Here is a 25,192-nt window from a genome sequence, read left to right as displayed (position 1 = left end):
CCCCCCGAAACGCCGTGACCCGCACCACATCCACGTGCGACGCCGCGACTCCCGCGACTTTCCCGCCCCCGAAAGGTCCAACACAGATATTGTCTGTAGCAGACCTAATCATGGGAGCGAGGTGAGTTCGTGAGTCCGTTGGTGGAGCTCGCGGTCATCACCGCAGTGTGTGTCGCCTCAGGCGCCCTGGGGAGCCTGCTGGGCCTCGGCGGCGGCACCTTCATCGTGCCGATCCTCACCCTCGCGTTCGGCCTGGACGTCCGCCTCGCGATCGGCGCCTCGCTGATCTCGGTCGTGGCCGGCAGCGCCGCCGCCTCGCCGCGCTATCTGGACGAGGGGTTCGCCAACCTGCGCGTCGCCGTGACCCTGGAGGTCGCCACTGTCACCGGGGCGGTGGTCGGCGCGCTGCTCGCCGGCCATCTGGGCACGCACGTCCTGTTCACCGTGTTCGGTGTGGTGCTGGCGTTCAGCGCGATCCAGATGCTGCGGACCCGGTCGGACCACTCGGATGCCGCGCTCGCGGTGCCGGGCGACCGGATCGCCGATCTCCTCACCCTGCACGGCAGCGTCGCCGACGGCGGAGGGCGGCGGGCCTACCGGGTCACCAGGACCGCCACCGGCCTGACGATGATGACCGCGGCGGGCACCGTGAGCGGGCTGCTCGGCATCGGCTCGGGCGCGATGAAGGTGCCCGCGATGGACCTCGCCATGCGCCTGCCACTCAAGGTCTCGACGGCCACGAGCAACCTCATGATCGGCGTGACGGGCGCGGCCAGCGCCGTCGTCTACCTGCAACGCGGGGACGTGGTGCCGGCGTTGGCCGGCGCGGTGGCGATCGGCACGGTGCTGGGCGCGCGCATCGGTGCGCGTCTGTTGTCCATGGTGCCCGTCGCCACCCTGCGGATGATCTTTCTGGTGGTGCTGTTGGTGATCAGTGTCCAGATGCTCCTGCGCGGCCTCGCGTGACCCCCCCTACTCCCCCGGACGGGCTCAGCACCGACCCCGCACGGGCCGCCACCCCGCACGAGACCAGCTCGGACCCCATGCCGGCCACCGACCGGTCCGAGCGGGCCACACAGCCGTCCGCACGGGCCGCGGGGCCGCAACCGAGGGAGATCGGGGCGCGGCCGGTCGCGCTGGTGCTGCGCGTCGGGGGGGTGCTCGGGGTGCTGGTCGTGCTCGCCGGACTCGTCACGGCGTTCAGCCAGGACAGCGCGCTGTGGACGGCGGCCGGGTCCCGGGGGGACCTCCTCGGGCCGCGGGCCGCGCTGCGACTGTCCGACCTGGTCGGCGGACTGCGCCATGGTCAGGCGAGTGCGGTCGTACTGCTCGGGATGGTCGTGCTTGCGGCCACTCCGGCCGCCGGGGTCGCCGTGGCGGGCTGGTACTGGCTGCGCGGGCAGCGACCGCGGCTGGCCGCGGTGGCCGCGGTCGTTCTGGTGCTGCTCGCCGTCGCCGGCTGGCTGGGCGCCGCCGGGTAGTCCCGCACCCACCCACAGCTGCCTGCGAGGATGCGACCCACTCCGGTGCGACGAGGCGATCCGACCCAGGTCCACCGGTCACCGGAGCAACACCCACTGCGGTGGATCATCGAATAAATACGTACCGTGGGTTGACGCTTCGGCGTACCGTAAAGAGGCGATGTCACGCGTTCGGCAGGGTCCGGCCCGACCCCCTCTGCCCGACCGCCGCTGCCCGACCGCCGGCCGGCCGGACTCGCCGCGTGGCGGGCCACCGTACGCAGGACCGCAGTTCACAGGACCGCAGTTCACAGGACCGTAGCTCGCCTGTCCGCCGTGCGCGGCTGCGCAGTTCGGAGGTAATGCCATGACTGTCATGCTGAACCACACCATCGTCCATGCGTCCGACCGGCGCGAGTCCGCCGAGTTCGTCGCCGGTATTCTGGGGCTGGCGGTCGGTCCCGAGGCGGGCCGCTTTCTTCCGGTCTCCCTCGCGAACGGCGTCACTCTCGACTTCGCGACCGACTCGTCCGGGTCCATTGCCCCGCAGCACTACGCCTTCCAGCTCTCCGAGGACGAGTTCGACACCGTTTTCGCCAGGATCCGGGCGGCCGGAATCGACTACTGGGCCGACCCGGCCCGGTCGCGTCCCGGCGAGATCAACCACTACAACGGTGGTCGCGGGGTGTACTTCGTCGAGCCGGCCGGCCACTATCTGGAGATTCTGACCCGGCCCTGAACGGCACTGAACCGACGCGGGCGAACATCGGGAGGCACAGCGGTGCCTGGCGCCGCCCTGACGAAGGCGCCCGCATCCGCCGGACGAGGCCGCCGTGACCGGCCGACCGAGGAGTGAGAAGGCGAGGGCGTCGACACCGGCCGGACGAGGGCGCCGGAATCGGCATGCGCGGGGGCGGCCGGCGCAGCCGTCCGGGCTCTGCCAACAGGGGCTATCTCGGCTCTGCCGACAGGGAATGCCGGGTTTTGCTAGAGTCCGGTCACTGTCCTGAGCGCCAGCGTTCAAGCCCCGGCTTGCTGGCCGGCAACCCTCCTCCCGCAGCGGGGTGCCCCGGGTGACGACAGGGCCGCGGCGACCAGCCGACGGCAAGTGCCGACCCGATACGGGTTTTCCTCGGAGCAATGATGACCTCGATCATTTCTGCCGTGTCCACATCCGCGTCCGCGCGGGCGATTCCTGGCGAGGTGGGCCCGCTTGGCCCGCCGCCGATCGTGCAGACCCCGGATGCCGTCGTACTCTCCTGGCCCGGCGCCCCGCAGACAGCGGCGCTGCTGCCGGTAGAGGGCGCCGGGCTACAGGTGCCGCTGGCCGGCGGTGGCGAGGTGGAGTACGCCAACCTCGACTGTGCGGCGAGCGCGCCGTGCCTGGTCGCCGTGGCCGAGCACGTCCGCCGGGTGCTGCCGTACTCGGCGAGTGTGCACCGTGGCGCCGGGTTCGCCTCGGCGGTGTGCACGTCGCTGTACGAGGGCGCGCGCCACGACGTAGCCCGGTTCGTCGGCGCGCGTACGGACGACGTCGTCCTGTTCACCCGCAACACCACCGACGCCGTAAACCTGCTGGCCCACGCCGTGGCGGCCACCAGCACGACCCCGCCCCCGAGCACGGCCGTGACCGCCTCCGGTGCCGACGCCACCCCTGCGTCCGCGCCGGTGACCACCGCCACGATCGGTGACGGCGGCGCGGTTGCCGGGCGCCGAACGGCTGCCGAGGTCGTGGTGTTCGACCTTGAGCATCATGCGAACCTGCTGCCTTGGCGACGGGTCGGGGCGCGGTGCGTGGCTGTCCGCGAAACCCTGACCGCAAGCCTGGCGGCGCTCGCTGCCGAGCTACACGCCGCCCCGGTGCGACTGCTCGCGGTGACGGGAGCGTCGAACGTCACCGGGGAGGCCCCGCCCCTGGCGCACCTGGCCCGGCTGGCCCATGCGGTCGGCGCCCGGCTGTTCGTCGACGCGGCGCAGCTCGTCCCGCACCGGCGCATCGACATGGCCGCCCTCGGCATCGACTACCTGGCCTTCTCCGGTCACAAGCTGTACGCGCCGTTCGGCGCCGGGGTGCTGGTCGGACGAGCCGACTGGTTGGACGCGGCCCCGCCATACCTCGCCGGTGGAGGCGCGGTGCGCGAGGTCGGCACGGCGAGTGTCGACTGGGCCGCCTGCCCCGCCCGGCATGAGGCCGGCACGCCGAACCTTGCCGGCGCCACCGCGATCGCTGCCGCCTGCCGTACCCTTGCCGACCTGGACGCGGGTGCGTGGCACCACCACGAATCGGCGCTGCGTGACCGACTGCTCGACGGCCTCGCTGCGCTGAACCAGTCCACGCCGGGCCGCGCCGTCGTCCACCGCATCTGGTCCGGCGATGTTTCGTCCGACGACGTTTCGTTTGACGACGTTTCGTTTGACCATGTGCCAGCCGACCATGTGCCAGCCGACCATGTGCCAGCCGACGCCCGCACCGAGCATCTCGCCAGCGTCCCGGTTGATGTCCGTGGCGACGAGGTGGGGGTGGTCGCGTTCTCGTTGCCGGGGCATGATCCGGCGCTGGTCTCGGCGTATCTGTCGGCCGAGCACGGGATCGGGGTGCGGGCCGGCCGATTCTGCGCGCATCCACTGCTGGCCCGGCTCGGAGCCCCCGGCGGGGCGTTGCGGGCGAGTATCGGAGTCGGCACGACGTCCGCGCATATCGATCGGCTGCTCGCCGCGCTCGACTCCTACCTGCGCACCGGCCCGCGCCTGTCGTACACCCTGATGGACGGCAGCTGGCAGCCGGCGGTGGACGAGCGTCGGCTCCCGTCCTGGGCCGAGCAGTACACCGCTCAGGTTCCTGGCCGCGGCGCTGCGCACGCAGGCCCCACGTTCGCCCCCTGCGGCACCTGACGGCGACCCGAGGACGGCGAACCCCGGTTCCGCGGACGGGACCACCCGACCTCCCGGGCGGCAGCAGGCCGGCAGCGGGCTCCTGACGGTGTGGACCGGGTGAACCCTCTCCGGCTGCGCCGCGCCGGGACACGAGCTCGCTGCGACCCGGTGCGGCTGTCGAGATTGCCCGCCGTGTTCTCGGCGCCATCGTGGCCTGGCCCGTCCCCGGCTCGGTTCGCCGCCTGCTCGATCTTCGAGAAGAGTCGACCGCACGGACTGTTCGACCGGATGCGGATGCGGGTGTCACCGGCCCACTCGCTGGCGCTGGACCCGTCGATCGTCCTGCTCGACGGGCCGTTCGGCGCCTTCAACGAGATCACCCGCGAACGGCTCAACGACGAACTGCTACGAATGTTCCTACCGCACCGGTGCGCCGCCCTGGCTGCACTGGTGCGCCGCCCTGGTCATCACCCACTCGGCGGCCGAAGCGGTGTTCCTGTCCACTTCGGGTGGTGGTGATGAGCGGCCAGCCAGGCCGGGTGCGGACGGACGTCGTGGTGCCCTTCGACTGCCTGCGCCCAACGGAGGTATTCGGCCCGGCCCGACCGCCCGAACGGGACGTCCACACAGCACGGGGAGTACCACGTTGATCAGATCTCGGCGACGGCTCGTCCGGCCAACCCGGCCTGCCCGGCCTGCCCGGCCTGCCCGGCCTGCCCGGCCTGCCCGGCCTGCCCGGCCTGCACAGCTTGCGGCGGCGGCCATGGTGCTCGCGCTCACCGCCGCGGCCTGCAGCAGCGGGGGCAGTGCCGGGGGTGGCAGTTCGTCGACAGCCGCGCCGTCCGGGGCATCGGGGACGGTGCCGGCCCAGGACGACCTGAGGGCGGCCGGCTGCCCGTCCACGGTTGTGCTGCAGACCGACTGGAATCCCGAGTCCGAGCACGGCGGCCAGTACCAGCTGCTCGGACCCAACCCAAAGATCAATACTGCGGCGAAGTCGGTCAGCAGCGATCTCGTTGCCCATGGCGGGGTGAGGACCGGAGTCAAGCTGGAAATCCGCGCCGGCGGGCCCGCGATCGGCTACGAAGCGGTGACCTCCCAGCTCTACAAGGACCCGGACATCACGCTGGGCTATCTGAGCACCGACGAGCAGATCGCGCTGTCGAAGACCCAGCCGACAGTCGCGCTGCTCGCCGGGCTGGAGAAGAGCCCGCAGATCATCCAGTGGTCGCCGGAAAACCATCCGGACTGGACGACGATAGCCGATATCGGTAAGACCGATGCCAAGGTGCTGTATTTCCAGGGCAGTGCCTACATGGATTACTTCACCGGGTCCGGCATCCTGAAGAAGAGTCAGATCGACGGCAGCTACGACGGCACACCGGCGACCTTCGTCGCCTCCCGGGGCACCGGCGCCGTTCAGGGATTCGCCACTTCCGAGCCCTACACCTGGTCGCACGAGGTCCGCTCGTGGAACAAGCCACTGAAGTACCAGCTGATCGCGGACGCGGGCTTCAACTTCTATCAGCAGGCCATCGGCGTGCGACGGGACAGGCTCACCGCACTGAAGCCCTGCCTGACCAGGCTCGTCCCGATCATGCAGCAGGCGATCGTCGATTTCACGGCCAGCCCCGATGCGACGAACAAGCTGATCCTCAGCCTGGTCGCCAGGTACAACAACGGCTGGGTCTACACCGACGGCGTCGCACAGTACGCGGTCAGCACGATGAAATCTCTCGGCATCATCGGAAACGGTTCGAACAACACTGTCGGTGATTTCGACGAGGCACGGATGGAGAAACTCATCAAGATTCTCGGCCCGATCTACCAGGCGCAGAACAAACCGATCGCGGCCAACCTGAAGCCGGCCGATCTGGTGGACGGCAGTTTCGTCGACGCGACGATCGGCCTGGGCACGTAGCCACGCCGGCAGCACGGCGGCGTCGCCGGTCTCGCCACGTGTCCCCGGGCAGAATCCGGTCTGCGCAGGCGACCCTGGTGGGATGATCCGCGTACGGCCGGCCATGGTCCGGTCACGGCGGGGGCACACGTGAGCGAGCACACCACGCTGAACGTCATCCATCCGAGCCTCATCGAGGTGGCGTCAACACCAGCAGGTCCGGGCCAGATCGCCGCCCGATGGCTGGCCCCGGTGCGGTACTCCGCGCTGCGGCTCGCCGGGTGGCTGCTGTTCGTGGGCGGGCTGGCGTTCGCATGGTTGTGGGCTCACGGGTATCGCGGCCCCGGCGGGCCATCCACGGCCGCTCTCCTGACGACCTCCACCCGACCGACGGGCCGGGCGCCCGGGTTCCCGATCGGCGACCTTCTGACCTTCGCGATCTGCGCGTTCCTGCCCGCCGTCTGGTGGACCCGACGGCGGCGACGTGGCGTGCTCTACCTGCGCCGTTTCGGGCACACCGCCGGGACGGCGATGCTGAGCCGGGCCGCGGCCGCCACCGGACGGCGGTGGCGTTTCGTCACCCTCGACGACAATGCGGTGGCCGCGCGGGGCCCCCGGGTGCCGCTGCGCACGCCGGCCAACGCCGTCACCGGGCTCGGTGAACGGCTCGCGGTCTGGTCGATGCGTGGCCAACAGCTGTCCGAGCTGTTGGCCACGCGGCTGAGACTCGGCCGGTATGTGTTCTACGCCCTGATCGCTGCTGCCCTGGTGGCCGTCGTCGGCGAGTCCCCGCTGGCACCCGTGCTGACGCGGGTGGCGTTCGCGGCCACCCTCGTGGTCCTCGCCGTGGCCATGACAATCTCCTTACTGCCGCTTATCCCGTTGGCGCTGTACATCGCGATCCTGCCGGCGACCCTCACCTCGACAGCGCTCTCAGCGATGATCGCCGAGGCCGACAGCGGCCAGCGGGTGCGGATCGACCGCATCGAACAGCTCCCGGACGAGGTGGCGGAACTGAGGCTGCGCAACCGGCGCCTGTTCGCGCCGCGTCTTGGCATCGTCCAGGTCCAGAGTGCGATCTGGCCGCAGGCGGTGCTGGCGATCGCCGGTGTCTGCCACGTCGCCGTGTTCGATGTGTCCCAGCCCATACCGAGCATCGCTTGGGAGATCGACACCGTCGGCCGGTTCTCGCGCGCCACGTGCGTGTTCGTCGGCGACTGCGCCCGGCTGCGCGCCCTCAACCGGCGCACAGTCGGGGACGCCCCGGTGGCCGACGAGGTCGTGCGGCTCGTGGCCGGCCGTCCCGTCCTCGGTTATCACGATGCCGGGGCGGACCTGGCCGGCTTCGTCCGCCGCCTGCGCCTGGCGCTGGCCGGTGTCGACCAGGCCCGCTCCGGGCCGGCGGCCACCCTGCGCCGCGTCGTCGTCTGGCTGCAGCTCGACGTGCAGGCCCACCGAGGGCGAGGGGTTGCCCATCTCGCAGCTGGCACGCTCGCCGTCCTTGTGGAGCTCCCCCTTGCAGTACTGGCCACGCTGACCCTGCGGAACACCCGATTGTGGCCCGGGTACGAACAGTGGTCGGCACGGCTCCATCTGCGCAACCGCCGCCGCGAGCAGACCCGACAGGAGGAGCACGCCCGACGCCTGGCGCGGTACCAGCAGCGAAAGCAGCACGGCCGGCAGGACGAGCGGGGCGGTCGCACAGCGGACGGCAGCCGGTGCGGCAACCAGATCGATTCGTGATTCATGGATCATCTGGTGTGTCGCTCCGGCACCCAAGGGGACGGCTGGGCCACCATCAGCCCGACGTCAGCAGCCGCACACGGAGAGTTCCACCCCGACCCAGCCCGACCCCGACCTGACCCCGGCCTGACCCCGGCCCGGCCTGGGTCTAGCCCGGCTGGCCGGAACCCCAACCCAGGAGCGTGCCCGTGGATGCGTGCCCGACCGGTGGGCGCTTCCGTGCCGGGCTGGTCGCGGTGCTGGTGGCGGCAGCCTGTGCGGTCGCCGGCCAGCCACGGGCTGCGCAGAACGACCTTCCGCAGACCGACCTTTTGCAGGCCGGGCTGGTGGCTGCATCGGCTGCGTTCCAGCCCGGCCTGTTCGCGGCACCGGTCGACTACCTGTCCGGGCACGGGCCGGGGTCGGTGGCCGTGGGCGACCTGCGTGCGGACGGCCGCACCGACCTCATCACCGTCAACGTCGGCGACGGGACCGCGGCGGTGCTGCTCGGCGATGGGAAGGGCGCGTTCGGGCCCCCCGTGACCTATCCCGTGGGACCTGGCCCGTCGGGGTTGGCCACCGGCGACCTCAACGGCGATGGCGCGATCGACCTCGCCGTGTCCAACCAGTACAACGCCACGGTAACGGTGCTGCTCGGACGCGGTGACGGGACGTTCGGCACGCCCGTGGCCTATCCGACCGGGTCGGGCCCCTCCGGCGTGGCCATCGGCGACCTGACCGGCCGGGGCACGGCCGACCTGGCCGTGTCGGACCAGTTCGACGGCACGGTGGCAGTGCTACTCGGTCACGGGGATGGCACGTTCGAGCCCCCGCGGATTCTGCCGGCCGGCCCCAGCCCGTCCTCGCTGACAGTGGGTCGTCTCGACGACGACGACCGTCCCGATCTGGCGGTGACCAACGCCGGCAACGGCACGGTCGTCGTGCTCTCCAGTGCCGGTGACGGCCGGTTCGGCCCACCGCAGCCCTACCTGACCGGTCCGGGGCCGTCCTCGGTGAGCACCGGCGACGTCACCGGCGACGGACGCGCCGACCTGCTGGTGACCAATGCCGGCAACGCGACGGTAAGCGTCCTGCCCGCGACCGGCCGGGGCGGGTTCGGGGCAGGCTGGTCCTATCCAACCGGCCCTGGGCCGTCTTCGGTAACTCTGGGCGATGTCACCGGGGACGATGTGGGCGACCTGGCTGTTGCCAATGCCGGCAATGCCACCGTCTCGGTGCTGGCGGGTCGGGACGACGCCACCTTCGCCCCACAGCAGGTCTACCTGGCCGGGCCCGGCCCGGCATCGCTTGCGGAAGGCGACCTGACCGGTCGCGGTCGCACCGACATGGTCGTGGCGAACGGCCGCGGCAGCACCGTGTCCGTGCTCGCCGCCGAGGCGGTTTCCGCCGCCTCCACCGCCGCTTCCGACGACGCTGACATCGCCCGCGGCTCGGCCGGGCGCCGGAGATCCTGCCCGGGCACACGCGAGACGGCGATGCCCGGTATGTGACCCAGACCCCGGATGACCTGATATCTGCTGGTAGCAGGCTTCCCCTCGATAGCCTGGCCCCGCCATGTGCGTCCTGCAGATGCACTATCCAGCGGTATGCCTCCGGTCCGGCGACTGCGACATGGGCGAGCGGTTCTGTTTCGCGCGCCGGTCAACGCGGAGGAAGACGTCGATGAGTTCTTGGGCTGGCCGTGCCGGGGCACGGATTTCGGGTTCGATGTCGCTCGCAGGATCGCCACGACGGTGGCGAACGCGGCGGCATCGCGTCATGGTGGCGGCGGCACTGTCCAGCGCCGTGGCATTGGTGGTCGCCGGCTGCGGCGGCTCGACCGACGGGGCGAGCTCCGGCTCGCCAGCGACCCCGTCCGCCTCGACAACACCACACATGGTGACCGACTCGACGGGCACGGCGGTGCAGGTTCCCGGGGTGGTCAACCGGATCGCCGACTCGTGGCCGGCACACAACGAGGTCGTGCAGATGCTCGGCGGTGGCGACAAGATCGTGGCTACGGTGCTGACGCCGTCCTCGGTACCGTGGCTCTACACGATCAGCCCGAAGCTGCGCCAGGCCAGGACGGTGTTCACCACGACCACGGCGAACACCGAGGAGCTCCTGACGACCCATCCCGACGTGCTGTTCAACAACGCGGGCACCCAGGTCGTGTCGAAGACCTCCCAGGTGGGTCTGCCCACCCTGCAGCTGAGCTTCCAGACGTTCGACGGCTTGAAGAAGGTCGTCAACACCACCGCGGACGTGCTCGGACCCGAGGCGAAGGCCCAGGCGCAGCGGTACAACACCTACCTGGACGGCAAGCTCGCCGAGATCCGCGCGAGGACCTCGCCGATCGCCGCCGACCAGCGCCCCAAGGTGCTGCACATCTACTCGCTGGACCCGCTGGTCGTGGACGGAACCAACAGCATCATCGACGAGTGGATCACTGCCGCCGGCGGCCGTAACGCCGCCCAGGTCAAGGGCAACGCCCGGCAGGTCACCAAGGAGGCGGTCGCCAGCTGGAACCCGGATGTGATCATCCTGGCCAGCAGCGCGTTCACCGGCAACGACACCGGCGCGCAGACCCTCGAGAAGCTGACCACGGACCCATTCTGGAGCAGCCAACCGGCCGTGCGCGACCACCGCGCCTACGTCAACCCGACCGGTGGCTGGCACTGGGACCGCTACGGCATCGAGGAGGCCCTGCAGATCCAGTGGGCGGCCAAGACGCTGCACCCCGAGCTGTTCACCGGCCTGAACATCGTCGCGGAGACGAGGACCTTCTTCCGCGACTTCCTGCATTACACCCTGACCGACGACCAGGCGACCAGAATCGTCAACGCCCAGAACCCCGCATAGCCACCGGGGCCGGGGCCGGTATCCGATCGGTGCCGCCCCCGGCACCCCCGGTTTCCCAGCCGGTGGACGAGGCCGCAGAGCGCACCGGGATCACCAGAATGGCGACACCAGTCAGAGCAGCGGCCAGCAGGAACCCGGCCGTGTAGTCGGTGGCGCCGACGAGCCAGCCGACCACCGGCGGGGTCAGCGACCCGACGACGTTCTGCCCGGTGTTCTGCACACCCAGCGCCCGTCCCGCCCAGTGCGGCCCGGCCCGCTCCGCGGTGGCGGTGAACGACAGACCGTTGGAACTCGCCGTCAACCCGCAGGCCATCACCAGCAGTGCGTCGCTCACCCACGACGGACGCAGCGCCGCGAGCCCCAGCGCCACGAGCAGCACGCCGGTGGCACCGGCCAGCCGCCGCATCGGGCGCAGCCGGCTGCCGAGCCGATCCGACCAGACACCCGCGCCGATCCGGCTCCCGGCACCGAACGCCTGCCCCACCGCCATCAGCTGTCCTGCGGACGTGGCCGACCAGCCCCGCACGTCCACCAGGAACAGCAGGCCGAAGGCACTGAGGGTGAACTGCGGCCAGACCAGCAGGGCGCTCGCGCCATGGATCCGCCACAGCACCGAGGACCGGTACGGATTCGCCGCCGACGTGCCACGCAGCCCAGCACCGGTGCCAGCAGCGCCGTCAACACCCCCACCGACGGCGACGGCGACGGCGGTTGCCGGACGTGGTGGGTCGGCAACGAGCAGGCCTGCCGCGACCGCCACCGCCGCCATCATCGCGGCGATGACCTGCACGGTCGCCCGCAGCCCGACGTGTTCGGCCAACGGCGGGACCAGCAGCGCGGCGATGCCCATCCCCAGCGGCGTCGAGATCTGCCGGATGCCCATGGCCAGTCCCCGCTCACGCCGGGAGAACCAGCCCATCACCACCCGTCCACTGGCCGCGAACACCGACGCACCTGCCGCCCCCGCCAGCACGAACGTCACCCCGAGAACCACCGCACCGTGAGTGAGCCGCGATCCGCACAGCAACCCCGCGGACAGCAACAGCCCCCCGCCGAGCACCAGCCGCTCACCGTACCGATCCGCCAGCGCGCCCCAGCCGACCAGCGCCAGGACCAGCCCGATCGTCGGGCAGGCGACGACGACCCCAGCCCGGGCCAGTGAGAGATGCTCGGTTTCCCGCAGCTGCGGCACCAGATACGGCACGCCATAGACGAACACGCACGCCACAGTCTGCGCCCCGGTCCCGAGCACCAGCATCAGCCAGCGCCGCCGACCCGGCTCCCGCTGTGCCGGGACCATCGGCGGCCCGGTCTCGGTCGGTCCACGCTCCGGCTGCCCGCAGGCCGATGCCGCTGGCGTCGCCGCCGGCCCGGTCACGGCCTTCCCCAGCCACCGCCGCATCCCACGATCAACATTTTCTCACTCCTTGAGACATCGATCCCTAATGTTGAGATGCTAACGTCACGGGAAGCCCGAAGCCGCCGATCATCCGGACTGTGAGCCGCGGAACCACGCGGGCAGCACCGTCTCGCCCACCAGCCCAGCCGGGCGGCCAGCCCGGGCCGGGCACAGCCCGGGCGGTGCGCAGAACGCACTCCCATGCCACCCTCGAGCACGGTCAGATCTTCCGGAGCCGGCGCGCAGCCCTCGCGCCGAACTCGGAGGCCGCCGCCTGTCCAGTCCCGCCGAACTCGACCAACCCGACAGCATCATCGAGCCAGGACGAGTGTCGTCCTGGCTTTCAGCCAGCCTCGGTCTCAGTTGACGATGCGGCCGAAAAGATCCGGCGGCGGCTGGCAGTACGGATTGCGCCGGGGCCGGCGCTGCGGATCGATAAAAGCCGGCGGGATGTACGACGGCCGACTGCCATCTTCCATCACGATCTGCCATTTCTCCCTGTGCACCTGACCATGATGGCGAGGACACAGCAGCACAAGGTTGCCAAGTTTCGTACACCCGCCCTCAGCCCATTCCACCACATGATGACACTCGCACCACGACGGCGGACGATCACAGAAAGGAAACGTGCAGCACTTGTCTCGAGATACCACGGAACGGCGGAGCTGTGGGGGAACGATTCTTTCCGCCCGACCCACGTCCAACGGCACGCTGTCCGGCCCGAGAACAATCCGAGTGACCTGCCCGTCGCAGGCGAGCCGACGCAGCGCGTCCAGGGGCAGCGGAAGTCCCCAGTCCGTCATCGCCGGCTCGTGCCCGTTCCCAAGCAGGGTGTCGAGATCAACAGTGACGTTGAGATGCGGCCGAGTCCCCCCGGCGGACGGGCCAACGTCCGCGGACAGCGCCCGGCGAACAAACTCGACCAGCGCATCCGCCCGCCGCCGGGCAGGGCTACGTGGATCACGCTGCCCGTCGTGCACGGGGGTTGGCGCGGACAGCGCATCCAACGCGGTACGCACCAGTGTGGCGCCCTCGACATCCAGCTCGCCACGGATCACCGTCGTGCCATCCGGGGTGTCAATGAACGTCAGCTTTCGCACCGCCTCCGGATCACGCCTGTTCCAGATGGACGAGCCGTCACCATCAGCCTCGGCGCCACCGCCGCTCCGGCCGTCTTCGCCGCTCCGACCGCTCCTGGTCTTCTTGCGGGTACGGCGGGAGTGCTCGCCGGTCCTGCCGTCCCGCTCGGGATCGTCCCCGCCGGGAGAACAGTCGACATCGGTGAGCTGTTCCCGCAGCCGGACCACGGCCTTCTTCAACTGCAACCGGTCCAACTGCCGTGCATAGCCCAACAGTTCCTGCTCCGCCCGCCCCCGCATCTCGAAGGGCAGATCGTCAGGAAAAGCCTCCATCCCCTCGACAATCACCTGAGCATGATCCTCGCTGAGCTGACCCGCGGCCAATGCCTGCCCAGTCAGCCGATACGGACCAGCGAACATCAACCGGGCGTGCTTCACCCGCCTCGCTGCCTCCGCGGGCACCATGACCTGGCGGGCCGCCAGCACCTGCGACAGGTTCGACAGCCCCACATGCACGGCCAGACCCTGCACGTCCGCCTCCACCAGCATCCGGCCCCGCACCGCCGCCAGCCGCGCCTCCACCTGCGCCAGCAGGCTGATCGCCCACGACACCTCACCCAGCGACCAGCGCCACGACCGGGAACCCACCAGCCCCCGCGCCGCATCCTCCAAGCAGCCCAGCAAACCCTCCGCCTCCGTCACCGCAGCCGCATCAGGCCGGCCGGTCACCGCGCTCCCGGGCAGATCACCAGCGGAAGCCGCAGGATCCCCACACAGGCCATCACCAGGCTCGACGTGATCCTCGATGAAAACATCTCCGCCCCGGCCAGAAAAATTGCCTTCCGATCCGGCAGAAGGACCCTCCGACCGAACCGGCGAAGCACCTCTCCCAGCAAAAAGAGAATCGCCGGAGGTCTCCTGCATGGAACGGTCACAAAAATTCGAAGAAATAGCGGAAGCGCCATCACGACAAGGATCGGGAAAGGAAACGACGGGTGCTTCAGGGACAGCGGAAGCCTCCGGATGGATGAGCATGATCAGACCATACTGCATCCCGACCAAAACGTCGAACCCCTGTTTGAAACCTGTGGAAAAATAGCCCTGTGGAAAACGCACCCACCCAAACGGACTAGAGAGCATCCCGACCTGTGGAAAACTTCGAAGCGCGTCCAGGGAGGGGATAGGATTCCGTGGGAGCTGACACGACCGAGGAGCTGGCGGCGAATGAAACTGGCAGGTCAGCAGAAGTACAGAAGATGGGAGACAGGTTTCAGGGGGCGATGGGCGCGTCGTCGAGCAGAGCGTTCCGGAGTTCGTCAAGGGCAGCGGAGGTCGCACCATGGGCCAGCAGGAAGGCACGGACGTCGCCATAGCGCTCCCGAACGCGGGCGAGCGTCGCAACGATCAGCTCGGGTGGGCAGATCATGAGTTGCGGCGGTACCCGCTTGCCGTCCGGCGCGATGGACACCGCCTCGGCAATCTCGCCGATCAGGTGTTGCGCGGTCAGCGCGTAGTCAGCGGCGATCGTCTCGTCCGGCACGTCGAGCAGCGCCAGGACCAGGGCGATCACCAGGCCGGTTCGATCCTTGCCGGCGCTGCAGTGCACGACGGCGGGCAGCGCGTCGGGCGCGGCGAGGGCGAGTACCGCGGCGGTCAGCCGGTCCCCGCGCTCCTCGATGGCGAAGGTGTAGATCTTCTCAAGGGTGATGGGGGTGCCGTCGGCCGTGAGCGCTCGCAATGCGGAGGCCGCGCCTGCCGCGACCGCCTGACCCGCACTGTCCGGCTGGCCGGCCGCGAGCTGGGCGGATACCGGCTGGGCGGATGCCCCGTCGTTGTCGGTCACCACCGAGGCATAGATGGGGATGTGGCGAAAGCTGACCGGCACCAGGCCGAGAGCGTCGGGTTCGCGGGTGAACTCGGAGTTCTCCCGCAGGTCGACGACGGTGCGCAGGCCGATCTCGATGAAGGCGGCGCGGGCGTCGTCGCCGAGTCGGTGCATGGCCCCGCAGCGCAGCAGACTTCGCCAGCGCACGGCACGGCCATCGGCGGTGTGGTAGCCACCGACGTCTCGCAGGTTGATCACCCCAGGCAGATCGAGCACCCGCGCCGGATCTCCACCGGAAGCTGGAGTGCCGCCGGCACCTGCCGGCACCGCTTCGGCAGCCTCGCCGGACACGTTGTTGGGGATCACGCTGGTTCCTCCACGGATCGTCCTGTTGCCTGCGGAAAGTCGTACCCCATCCTCGCTACCGGGCCGAGGCTCCCACATAGTGAACCGCGCATATCCGCCAGATGAACTGCGATAAGTGTGAGCTACCAGGACAGGCGGTCGCGGCGGCCGGCGAGGATCACTGCGGCGGTGTTGCGACCGCTGGCTCCCCAGATGTCGGCGCCGGGGAAGGTGCCGGCGCCAGTGAGATAGAGGCCGGCAACGGGGGTGCGGTAGCGACTGATCTCTCGCCCGTGACCGAGCAGGTCGGCGACGACGCCGCCGGGGAGGGACGGGGCATAGTCGCTGGCCATGATGACCGTGCGGTCATGGTCCGGTGGGGTCCGCACCCGCCAGTCGCGGATGGCAGCGAGCAGCGCCGGATCGCCAAGCGAGGCCAGGCGGCGCAGCCACGACCAAGGGCGGGACGGGTTGTCCCAGCCGCCGGCGACCTGGTGGGGCGTCCCCAGCACCTCGAGGCTGAGCAGGTGGGCGGCGCCGTCCCCAGCGCCGCGCGGCGAAGCACGCAGGCGCAGCGAGGCGTCGAGGAACGAGGGGGTGTTCAGCAGGAGCATCGGCGGCTCGCCGACCTGGCCGGCGCGGCAGGCCGCGGCGGCGGCACGCTGCTCGGCGAGGGTGGGACTGATCGCGACTGTCGGCATGTGGCGAGCGTCTGCGGGCAGTACATCGACGGGGAGGCGTTCCAGAGCGTGCAGCCGTGGCAGGGCGCTGACGACCGCGTCGAGCTTCGATGCGTATCCGTTGACGTTGACGGCGGGAGTGGGAGTGGGGGCAACGATCCGGCCGGCGCCCAACCGGGCCGCGGCGGGCAACCGGGCCGCGGCGGGTACGCCGTCGAGGCAGTCGACGCGCACGGTGCGCGGATCGGCGGCGGCGACGACGGTGGGGGCGCGTACCGTACGCCCGTCGACGAGGCGCACGCCCCGCACCTTGCCGTCGCGAACCTGCACGCCAGCGACGCGGACGCCGGTGATCAGCTGGGCGCCGTGCTGGCACGCGCAGGCGGCGAGCGCCGTCGGCAGGGCGCCGCTGCCCCCGGCCGGGCGAGCGACGCCGATGAGGTGACGCAGGGCGAAACCGAGTGCGTCGAGGCCGCTGCCGGGCGCGTCCGGGGCCAGGCCGCGCAGCGCAGGGCCGCCGGTGTGGGCGGCGGCGATGAACCATGGAGGCAGACCGAACGAGGCGAGCACATCCTGCAGGCTGGCGCGGGACCAGGCGAACACGGTCGCCGAGCCGCGCAGCCGGCTCCGGGCCACCCGCGCGGCAATCGCTACGCCCGTCGGCCGGGACCGCTGCACCGCCTGGACCAGACGGGCGGCGGGCAGCGCGACCTCGAGATAACGCCGGTAGGCGGCTGCGGTCGCGGCTGTGGGGTCCGTTCGGGCCAGGCCGTCCAGGGTGCGTTCCACCGAACGCCAGTGGACGAACACGGGCTCGCCGCCCCAGCCCATCGCGATGCCCATCGGATCGACGTCGAGGTAACGCAGCCCATAGGCGCCGAGTTCCAGCTCCTCGACGATGCCGCTGGCGAGCACCATCGTGTGGTCGCAGGTGCAGATGGTGAGCCGGGTGCCGATCGCGTCGACGGTGCACGCGCAGCCGCCCAGATCGTCGCGGGCTTCCAGGAGCACCACCGCCCGACCCGCCCGGGCCAGATAGGCCGCGCAGGCCAGGCCGTCGTGGCCACCGCCGACCACCACCACGTCCGCGGACGTCGGCAGTTCGTTGCCGCCGAACGGAGTGGGCCAGGCCGCCGCCGGCCGCAACTCGAGAACCTCCGTCATCCGGACGGGCCCGCCGAGCGAAACGGGCGGGGGTCGAAGCGGGCGATCTCGGCGAAGGACTCCCCCGCGGTGGCCAGCAGCGCTCCGTCGCGGCGCTCGTTGGATGCGGCGCCGCCGAGGCCGGCGTCGGTCATCTCGACCCCGCCGAACGGGAACACGCCGATCCGCACCTGTCACCTCCGCGCGCTGCTGGGCTCAACACGTTCGTCCGGCGCCGTGACGCCGCCGTCAGCCCCGCATTTCGGCCACGCAAAACCTGTCTGTGGGGTCGGTGGCTCAACGGGCGGTGGCGGCGTCCGCGTCCGCGTCCGGGGTCCGGGCTGCGTCCGGGGCCACGATCGGGGTCGGCTGGTCGGCGACGAGCTGACGCTTGAGGATCTTGCCCGCGGCGGTCATCGGCAGTGCATCGCGGAACTCGACGTGACGGGGGTACTTGTAGGCGGCCATAGTCTCGCGGCACCAGGCGACGAGCTCGTCCGCGGTGAGGGACGCGCCCGGCCGGCGGATCACGAAGGCCATGATCTCCTGGCCATGCCGTTCGTGCGGGATCCCGACGACCGCGGCCAGACTGACGTCCGGGTGGGTGAGCAGCACCTCCTCGACCTCCCGCGGGTACACGTTGAAACCACCACGGATGATCATGTCCTTGAGTCGGTCGACCAGGTAGAAGTAGCCGTCGGCGTCGCGGCGACCGAGGTCGCCGGTGTGGAACCAGCCCTGGGCGTCGACCGCGGTGGCGGTTGCCTCGGGCTGGCCCAGGTAGCCGCGCATCACGTTGTGCCCACGCACGCACAGCTCACCGGTCTCGTCGTCCGCGGCGGGGGTGCCGTCCGCCCGGGTGACCCGGACCTCCACCCCCCAGACGGGCAGGCCGATCGACCCGACCCGCCGCGGCCGGTCGGCGCGGTTGAAGGTGGCGACGGGACTGGTCTCCGACAACCCGTAGCCCTCCAGGATCGCGACGCCGAAGCGCCGCTCGAACGCACGCAGCACCTCGGCGGGCATCGCCGACCCCCCGGACACGCAGATCCGCAGGCAGGACGCGATGCGATCCAGGTCGGCCGGCGCCACGTCCGGACAGTGCAGCAGCGCCCAGTACATCGTCGGGACGCCGGCGAAGAAGGTGACGGCGTTGCGTTGCAGGGCGGCAAGCGCGGCCTGCGGCTCGAACCTGGGCACCAGCACCAGCGTGGCGCCGCTGGCGAACCCGGCGTTGAGGTTGGTGGTCTGCCCGAACGCGTGGAACAGCGGCAGGACGACCAGGTGGACGTCGTGCTCGGCGGCGTCGAAGACCCGGGTGGACACCAGGGCGTTGTGCACCATGTTGGAGTGGGTGAGCTGCGCGCCCTTGGGGGATCCGGTCGTGCCGCTGGTGTAGAGGACGACCGCGATATCCGACTCGCTGGTCGGGACGGTGTCGAAGTCGTCCGCCGCCCCGGCGGTGAACGCCGCCAGCGTCTCGACACCGCCACCTGGCCGGCCACGCCCCGTCGCCTCGTCCAGAAGGACGGCTGGTGACAGGTTCCCGGTGGGGTCGGCGGTGATCAGGACGAACGTCTCGCAACCGGGTACGGACGCGAACGCGGCGTGCCCCGCCCGGCCCATCAGGAGCTCCGCCGTCCCCTCGAAGCACAGGTACGCCCGGGCGGCCGAGTCCGCGAGGTGAAAGGCGATCTCGCGTTCGGCGAGCAGAATGCTCAGCGGGACGACCGTCGCTCCGGCCTTGAGGATGCCGAAGTAGACGGCGGGAAAGGCCGGCAGGTTCGGGCAGCTCAGCGCCACCCGGTCACCGGGCCCGATGCCGCGGCCCGCAAGCGCCGCGGCGACCTGACGCGCGGCGGCGTCCAGCTCGGCGTAGGTGAGGTGGCGCTCGCCGAACACGAGTGCGTCGCGCTCCGGCCAGGTGCGGGCCGCCTCTTCCAGAACCACCGCAAGGTTGAGCACGGGCCCTCCTGTGGGCATGCCCGGGCCACGCCGGTGGACGCCCGGACGAGGAACGCGCTGGAGCCACAGCGCGCGCCCAGACCGGACCGGCGACCACCTGAGAGTGCGCCACGTCACAACATAGCCCGATCGCCCCGAATGACAACCCGCCCGGCCGCCATGGACGGTCAGGAGGTCGGCGGCGCCGGGTGTCGGGAGGACGGCTTCGCGCAACCGTTGGGACGGGGTCCGGGCGGTGCGGAAAGCGGATACGCTCGAGCCTTCGAGCGGCGCCGTCGCCATCGGTCATCGGCGCTCGGATGCTGCGGAGCTGCCCGGTCCGTTGGGTGTTCCGGCGTAGACGGTGTGGGTGATCCGGGTCGGATGGTGTCGGTAATCCGGATCGGGCGGTGTCGGCGGCTGGCGCGAGCGAGGGGCGGAGGGTGGTCCCGGTGACGATGACGGACCCGCGGAGTGAGGTGCCGTTGCTGCGGCGGCTGGTCGGGCAGGCGCTGCGCCGCCACCGCCAGGCCCAGGGGCGCACGCTGCGTGATGTTGCGGATGTCGCCCGGGTCTCGATGCCGTACCTGTCCGAGGTCGAGCGGGGCCGCAAGGAGGCGTCGTCCGAGGTGCTCGCGGCGATCTGCCGGGCCCTCGGGATCCGCCTCGCCGATCTGCTCGACGAGGTCCGCCTCGAGTTGTCCCGGGTGGAGCCGCTGGTCACGCCGTCCGCCGTGGCCGGTGCGGCGCCGTCCGCCACGGGGCTTGCCCACGCTGCCGGCTCGGCGCAGATATCTGACCGGGTGTTCACCCCACGCGCCACCCTCGGTTTCCTCGGTCAGCCCCGCTCCCGGCCGGCTGCGCCGGTCGGCGGCCAGATCGCCCCGCCGTCGGTGCAGGTTCTGTCGTCCCTGCTGTTCGGCTCGGGAGCGGCAGCCACAGTGGACGGACCGGGGCTGGTGCACCTTCCCGCAACGGTGGATGTTCGTCCTGGCGGCCCGGTGCGCCAGCACGGCACCGTCGTCGTGTGGGGTCAGGCGGGACCCGCCAGCGCCATCCCACCCACCGGCGGCGCGTCGATCAGCGGTGGGATCGGGATCATCCGCCGTCTTGATGACCCGGCAGACCCTGAGGCGGCCGGAGTCCGGCCAGGTACCGGCCGGATCGTCGCCGGTGCCGGCCGTGCTGGTGGCACTAGCAGGACTGGTGGCACTGGCGGGACTGGTGGGGTCGGCGGGACTGGTGGGGTGGCTCGGCGATCGCCCGGTGCGCGTCCGAGGACGGTGGGCACGATCCGGGCCTGCCGGCTGTCATCGCCGCACCGTGGCCGGCTCTGGCGGCGCGATGTCGGGTCGAGGTCAGCCATCGCCGCGTAGCAGCTGCCATGCGGTGAGTTCAGGACGGGCGCGTTCCCGCGGCCCGCTGGCGGCGGGTGCGGGCAGCCAGCCAGTCGTCGGCGAGCACCGGGGCAAAGTGCGGCGGATGGTCGACATCGACGCAGGTGGAGACCGGTTCCATCCGGGCGCCGGGGTAGGCGCCAACGAAGTGGGCAACACTACGCCGCGCCATCGCCGTCGCAGGTAGGACGCGGTGCGGGGTGGACGTCCAACGGTCGATGGTCCACCGGGCGAGCAGGCCGCCGAGGTTCGCGACCAGCTGGCCCGGGGCTGGGATGACATCGCACCATCCGTCCGCCTGAAAAGCGGAAGGTCGGCGGTTCGACCCCGCCCCTGCCCACTCTTCTAAGCAGGCAAGACAGAAGCCACCGGCGGCGCCGGCGGCTTCTCTGGTCTCAGTCCTGGTCTCAGTCCTGGTCTCAGTCCTGGTCTCAGTAGGCGTCCCCGCTACCCCGTCGGAGCCAGGACGTCGGCCGCTCCGTCGTCCACCACGTCATCCGAGGTCGAGGTCGCCAGAGCAGGCTGCCGACCAGATCGGCGCGCCTGAGACCAGCCCATGACGGCGCGGGTCGGGACTCTGAGGGTCAAGAACCTCGTCTGGGCATCTGGCCGTCGTCTTCGACGTCCTGGTCGACTCGCCTCGGTGCCCTGGGCGCTTCGTAGGCACTAGTACTGCAACGGCACTTGTGATGCCGGTGGTGGATGATCCGGGTTGTGGTGGTGGAGGCATGGGCGACCGAACTGGATGATCTCTGTGGGCGGATCGGGGGCCGGTTCGGTCGCACGGAGCCGCGGCGGCGGGTCGGGGAGTATGTGTCCGGGCTGGTCGCGGGCCTGGAGCGGAAGAACGGGTGGACGCTGGCGGAGCGTGCCGGGGAGCGATCACCGGACGGGATGCAGCGGTTGCTGCGCCGCGCGGACTCGGACGTCGACGGCGTCCGTGACGATGTCCGTGGTCATGTGGTCGACCGGCTCGGGGACCCGGACGCGGTCCTGATCGTCGATGACACCGGCTTCCTGAAGAAGGGGACCCGGTCCGCCGGCGTGCAGCGGCAGTACTCGGGGACGGCGGGGCGGACGGAGAACTGCCAGATCGGGACGTTCCTGGCCTACCGGTCCCGGTGGGGGCATGCGCTGATCGACCGGGAGCTGTACCTGCCCGAGTCCTGGACCGACGATCGGGACCGCTGCCGGGCGGCGGGGATCCCGGACGAGGTCGAGTTCGCCACCAAGCCCCGGCAGGCGATCGCCATGCTGGAACGGGCGATCGAGGCCGGGGTGCCGTTCGGCTGGGTGACCGCGGACGAGGCCTACGGGCAAGCGAAGTACCTGCGGGTCTGGCTGGAGGAGCGCAGACGGGCGCATGTGCTGGCCACGAAACGCAACGACACCGTGATCACCGCCTCGGGTGGGGACGGACGCGTCGACGAGCTGATCGCCGCGCTGCCCGCGCGGGTGTGGTGTCGGATCTCGGCCGGTCCGGGTGCGCACGGGTTGCGGGACTACGACTGGGCACGGGTCGAGATCCGGGTCCGGGCCTTCTGGGAGCCGGGGTGGGGGCACTGGCTGCTCGCCCGGCGCCACCGGACCAGCGGTGAGCTGGCGTTCTACGTCTGCTACGGGCCCCGGCGGACCAGCCTCGCGCGGCTCGCGGTGGTGGCCGGGGCCCGCTGGCCGATCGAGGAATGCTTCGTGCGACACGAGGCTGCTTGAGTCGAGTGGACTCGTCGAGAGGAGAAGATGGAGTTCCGGGCCAGTGTTCAGGGCCTGTCCCCGCCTTGGCGTGCGTCCCTGGTAACAGGGGGGTGCGGAGCCCAGGGGAAAAGCCCAAGGACTCTCGTTCCATCCGGGGGTTACAGGCAAGGGGAAGAGTGGACGGGTGAATGCGAATGAACCCTTGACTATGCCTCGTAACTTCGAGCCTCGCAGATGGGATGTTTCAGCGGGGTGCAGGACTGGCCGCTGGAAAGCGGCAGGCGCCGGTCGGAGAGAAGCAGTCGGCCGGGAGAGCACCGCCGTCCCGGGGTAGAGGGGGCACCCATCCCGCTCGTGTCTCACTCATGCAGAACGTGGAAACCCTGAAAGGGTCCCGACGCGGACAGGCGCCGGGTAGGCCAACCGTAAGGAAGGCTCAACTCCCTGGCAGGAACAGGATGACCCAAGAAGCGAATGCCGGCAGCCGAAAGGAAACAGGAAACCGGAACGGGTAGCAACGTTCCGTATAACTGGCCGGATAGGGGCAGATGTCTCGGCCTGGAAGGGCGCTGACGTGGGTCAGGTGAGCCTGCGAAGAGGACGATGGCGAGGACAATGGAGCTGAAGGGCACGTTGGACACCAGGCCGCCAAGCGGCCCGGTGAACGGACCGGAAGACGGCCTCCGGTGGCAGGAGATCGACTGGTCTGCTGCCGAGGAGAACGTACGTCGTCTACGTCAACGCATCTTCGCGGCGTCGCAGGCAGGTGACCTGAAGAAGGTCCGTAACCTGCAGAAACTGATGCTCCGCTGCCGCAGCAACACGCTGGTCAGCGTGCGGCGGGTGACGGAGATCAACGCTGGTCGCCGGACGGCGGGCGTCGACGGGCAGGTGGTGCTCACTCCTGGAGCCAAGGCCGATCTGGCCACCTGGGTCCAGCACCAGTCCGCCTCGTGGAAGCCCAAGCCCGTCCGACGGGTCCACATCCCGAAGGGCAAAAGAAAACGGCGCCCGCTCGGAATTCCTGTCATCGTTGACCGAGTCCTGCAATCCAGGACGGTCAACGCTCTGGAGCCCGAGTGGGAAGCCCGGTTTGAGCCGAAATCCTACGGCTTCAGACCCGGGAGAGGATGCCAGGACGCGATCCAGGCAGTATTCAGAGTGGCGCACGGAAAGAACCCGAGGCGCCCTTGGGTACTCGACGCGGACCTTACGGCCGCATTCGACTGCATCGATCACGATCACCTCATGGAGATGCTGGGCGGGTTTCCCGGCCGACGAATGATCTCCGGATGGCTAAAATCCGGAGCCGTTGAGAATGAACTGTTCACCGCTACCCCGGAGGGAACCCCTCAAGGTGGTACGATCAGTCCCCTCCTACTCAACATTGCCCTCCACGGGATGGAATCGGCCGCCGGGGTCCGGTACTTCACCGCCGGCTCACATGCCGGTGAGACAAGGGCCGGCTCCCCGATATTGATCAGATACGCCGATGACCTGCTCGTCTTCACGCACACGCAGGAAGAAAGCGCACAGGTTCAGGCACGGCTGGCCGCATGGCTAGAGCCGCGAGGGCTAGTCTTCAACGCGGAAAAGACACGGATCGTCCATCTGCGGGAAGGCTGTGACTTCCTCGGGTTCAACGTCCGACGCTACCGCGACGGAACGCTGCTGCTGATCAGGCCGAGCGCGGACGCGGTGCGACGTCTCCGCAAAAGGCTGGCCGCCGAGATGAAGGCCCTGCGAGGGGCCAACGCCGCGGCGGTGATACGAAGGCTCAATCCGATCATCCGAGGTTGGGCCGCCTACTACCGGGGCGTGGTGTCCAGCCGCACCTTCCATGGGCTGGACGCATACATGTGGAAACTCGTCTATAAATGGGCGGTCCACACGCACCCGAACAAGTCGAAGCGCTGGATCACCGCACGCTACTTCGGCATGTTCAACAAATCCCGGAGAGACCGGTGGGTCTTCGGTGACCGCGAGAGCGGCCACTACCTCACCAAATTCTCCTGGACCAGGATCGTCCGACACCACCTGGTCAAGGGCAACGCGTCGGTAGACGACCCCACCCTGACCGGATATTGGGTCGGACGACGCCGCAGACACGGACCGGCAATTCTGCACGCCCGCGACTCCATCGGGTTTGCTTGAGCCGTGTGCTCGGAAACGGGCCCGCACGGTTCTGAGGGGGCGGGGACGCAGCAATGCGTCCCCGCTACCCGACCAGCAGGCGAAACAGACCTGCGGCCTGGATGACTACCAGGTCCGGGACTACCGGGCCTGGTACGCCCACATCACCCTGTCGATGCTGGCCTACGCCGCGCTGGCCGCCGCTCGCGCCAGCCAGGTAAAGGGGGACCCCCACCCGCCGGCATGGGCATGATCGGACTGACCCTACCCGAGATCCGCCGGCTGATCGCCACCCTGCTCCACCGCGTCCACCCGGCCGACTTCGTCTGGGCCTGGTCGGCCTGGCGCCGACGCCGCCAACACCAGGCCCGACGCTCCCACTACAAACAACGCGGACACAGCCAAGTGCCGTTGCAGTACTAAGTCATAGACGCCGTAGGGGATGGCGGTCTCGCCTTGGGGGCCGGTGAAGAAACTGTGATCCTCAACCTGGACGGGGTCGCCTTTCGGTCGCCATTCGCGGCCCGGGTTCGGGAGCTGGCCGAGCATCTCCTTCTTCTTTGCATCCACGCTGATGACCGGCTCGCCCGCTTTCTGATGGTCGACGACCTGCTCGTTCAGATAACGGAACTGGGCTTCCCGGTCAGGGTGTTGCTTCCAGGGCCCCGGCATAGTTGTCGGTTAGCAAGCAAGGTTCATGATCGCCTCTAGTGGGCGTGTCGGGTGACGGGCGT

At 70.1% G+C, this 25,192-nt stretch carries 17 protein-coding genes, 1 tRNA gene, 3 pseudogenes and 1 riboswitch; of the genes and pseudogenes, 13 read left to right on the top strand and 8 right to left on the bottom strand.

The window, feature by feature from the left end; all coding sequences use genetic code 11:
- Positions 1–129: 129 nt before the first annotated feature.
- The 9 genes from ND747_RS23300 (at position 130) to ND747_RS23260 (ending at position 10,818) form a co-directional block, all read left to right on the top strand.
- Positions 130–966, top strand: a complete 837-nt coding sequence (locus tag ND747_RS23300) for a sulfite exporter TauE/SafE family protein (protein WP_251736320.1) — start codon at positions 130–132, stop codon at positions 964–966.
- Positions 963–1,481: a DUF1634 domain-containing protein gene (locus ND747_RS23295; RefSeq protein ID WP_251736319.1), complete on the top strand. Its 519-nt coding sequence runs from the start codon at positions 963–965 to the stop codon at positions 1,479–1,481. The genes ND747_RS23300 and ND747_RS23295 overlap by 4 nt, the downstream gene beginning before the upstream one ends.
- Before the next feature lie 346 nt (positions 1,482–1,827).
- Positions 1,828–2,199, top strand: coding sequence for a VOC family protein (locus ND747_RS23290; protein WP_251736318.1), 372 nt, complete (start codon positions 1,828–1,830; stop codon positions 2,197–2,199).
- Between the two features lie 263 nt (positions 2,200–2,462).
- Positions 2,463–2,577, top strand: a riboswitch (SAM riboswitch).
- Positions 2,578–2,603: 26 nt separating this feature from the next.
- Positions 2,604–4,352, top strand: coding sequence for an aminotransferase class V-fold PLP-dependent enzyme (locus ND747_RS23285; RefSeq protein ID WP_374216306.1), 1,749 nt, complete (start codon positions 2,604–2,606; stop codon positions 4,350–4,352).
- A 99-nt stretch (positions 4,353–4,451) separates the two neighbouring features.
- On the top strand, positions 4,452–4,853 hold the full coding sequence (locus ND747_RS23280) for a hypothetical protein (protein WP_251736317.1): 402 nt from the start codon (positions 4,452–4,454) through the stop codon (positions 4,851–4,853).
- A 244-nt stretch (positions 4,854–5,097) separates the two neighbouring features.
- Entirely contained in the window at positions 5,098–6,255 is a 1,158-nt protein-coding gene (locus ND747_RS23275; RefSeq protein WP_285900988.1) for an ABC transporter substrate-binding protein, read from the top strand.
- 129 nt (positions 6,256–6,384) lie between these two features.
- Positions 6,385–7,977: a hypothetical protein gene (locus ND747_RS23270; RefSeq protein ID WP_251736315.1), complete on the top strand. Its 1,593-nt coding sequence runs from the start codon at positions 6,385–6,387 to the stop codon at positions 7,975–7,977.
- 188 nt (positions 7,978–8,165) lie between these two features.
- Complete coding sequence (locus ND747_RS23265; RefSeq protein WP_251736314.1) at positions 8,166–9,467, top strand: VCBS repeat-containing protein; 1,302 nt, start codon at positions 8,166–8,168, stop codon at positions 9,465–9,467.
- 268 nt (positions 9,468–9,735) lie between these two features.
- A complete protein-coding gene (locus ND747_RS23260) occupies positions 9,736–10,818 on the top strand; it encodes an ABC transporter substrate-binding protein (protein ID WP_251736313.1) in 1,083 nt (360 codons plus the stop codon).
- Here the strand turns inward: ND747_RS23260 and ND747_RS23255 are convergent.
- The 6 genes from ND747_RS23255 to ND747_RS23225 form a co-directional block, all read right to left on the bottom strand.
- Positions 10,796–12,220: an MFS transporter gene (locus tag ND747_RS23255; protein WP_251736312.1), complete on the bottom strand. Its 1,425-nt coding sequence runs from the start codon at positions 12,218–12,220 to the stop codon at positions 10,796–10,798. The genes ND747_RS23260 and ND747_RS23255 overlap by 23 nt on opposite strands.
- A gap of 356 nt (positions 12,221–12,576) precedes the next feature.
- Complete coding sequence (locus tag ND747_RS23250) at positions 12,577–14,412, bottom strand: DUF222 domain-containing protein (protein ID WP_308204677.1); 1,836 nt, start codon at positions 14,410–14,412, stop codon at positions 12,577–12,579.
- 154 nt (positions 14,413–14,566) lie between these two features.
- Positions 14,567–15,487 carry a tyrosine-protein phosphatase gene (locus tag ND747_RS23240; RefSeq protein WP_251736311.1) on the bottom strand — a complete coding sequence of 307 codons (921 nt, stop codon included), beginning with the start codon at positions 15,485–15,487 and terminating at the stop codon, positions 14,567–14,569.
- 122 nt (positions 15,488–15,609) lie between these two features.
- A complete protein-coding gene (locus ND747_RS23235; RefSeq protein WP_251736310.1) occupies positions 15,610–17,310 on the bottom strand; it encodes an NAD(P)/FAD-dependent oxidoreductase in 1,701 nt (566 codons plus the stop codon).
- Positions 17,307–17,480, bottom strand: a complete 174-nt coding sequence (locus ND747_RS23230; protein WP_251736309.1) for a hypothetical protein — start codon at positions 17,478–17,480, stop codon at positions 17,307–17,309. The genes ND747_RS23235 and ND747_RS23230 overlap by 4 nt, the downstream gene beginning before the upstream one ends.
- 106 nt (positions 17,481–17,586) lie before the next feature.
- Positions 17,587–19,254: a long-chain fatty acid--CoA ligase gene (locus tag ND747_RS23225; protein ID WP_251736308.1), complete on the bottom strand. Its 1,668-nt coding sequence runs from the start codon at positions 19,252–19,254 to the stop codon at positions 17,587–17,589.
- Positions 19,255–19,691: 437 nt separating this feature from the next.
- Between ND747_RS23225 and ND747_RS29500 the strand changes: the two genes are divergently transcribed.
- Positions 19,692–20,609: a helix-turn-helix domain-containing protein gene (locus ND747_RS29500; RefSeq protein WP_285900990.1), complete on the top strand. Its 918-nt coding sequence runs from the start codon at positions 19,692–19,694 to the stop codon at positions 20,607–20,609.
- A 19-nt stretch (positions 20,610–20,628) separates the two neighbouring features.
- Here ND747_RS29500 and ND747_RS30230 read toward each other — a convergent pair.
- Positions 20,629–20,919 (bottom strand): annotated as a pseudogene (locus tag ND747_RS30230) (2OG-Fe(II) oxygenase family protein); the annotation flags it as partial.
- Here ND747_RS30230 and ND747_RS23205 point away from each other — a divergent pair.
- From ND747_RS23205 to ltrA, 3 genes and pseudogenes are all read left to right on the top strand, one after another.
- Positions 20,898–20,970: transfer RNA gene (locus ND747_RS23205), tRNA-Phe, on the top strand. The pseudogene ND747_RS30230 and the gene ND747_RS23205 overlap by 22 nt on opposite strands.
- 374 nt (positions 20,971–21,344) lie before the next feature.
- A pseudogene (locus ND747_RS23200) lies at positions 21,345–22,322 on the top strand (IS701 family transposase); the annotation flags it as partial.
- 618 nt (positions 22,323–22,940) lie between these two features.
- Positions 22,941–24,479 carry a group II intron reverse transcriptase/maturase gene (gene ltrA / locus ND747_RS23195; RefSeq protein ID WP_251736306.1) on the top strand — a complete coding sequence of 513 codons (1,539 nt, stop codon included), beginning with the start codon at positions 22,941–22,943 and terminating at the stop codon, positions 24,477–24,479.
- Positions 24,480–24,878: 399 nt separating this feature from the next.
- On the opposite strand, the pseudogene ND747_RS23185 reads toward ltrA, so the two are convergent.
- Positions 24,879–25,115: pseudogene (locus ND747_RS23185) on the bottom strand (ISAzo13 family transposase); the annotation flags it as partial.
- Between the last annotated feature and the right edge of the window lie 77 nt (positions 25,116–25,192).

The organism is Frankia sp. R82 (assembly GCF_023716925.1).
In the GTDB taxonomy this organism is placed as follows: domain Bacteria; phylum Actinomycetota; class Actinomycetes; order Frankiales; family Frankiaceae; genus Frankia.
Note: the sequence above shows the minus strand (reverse complement) of the source record. Positions and strands in the feature narration are given on the sequence as shown.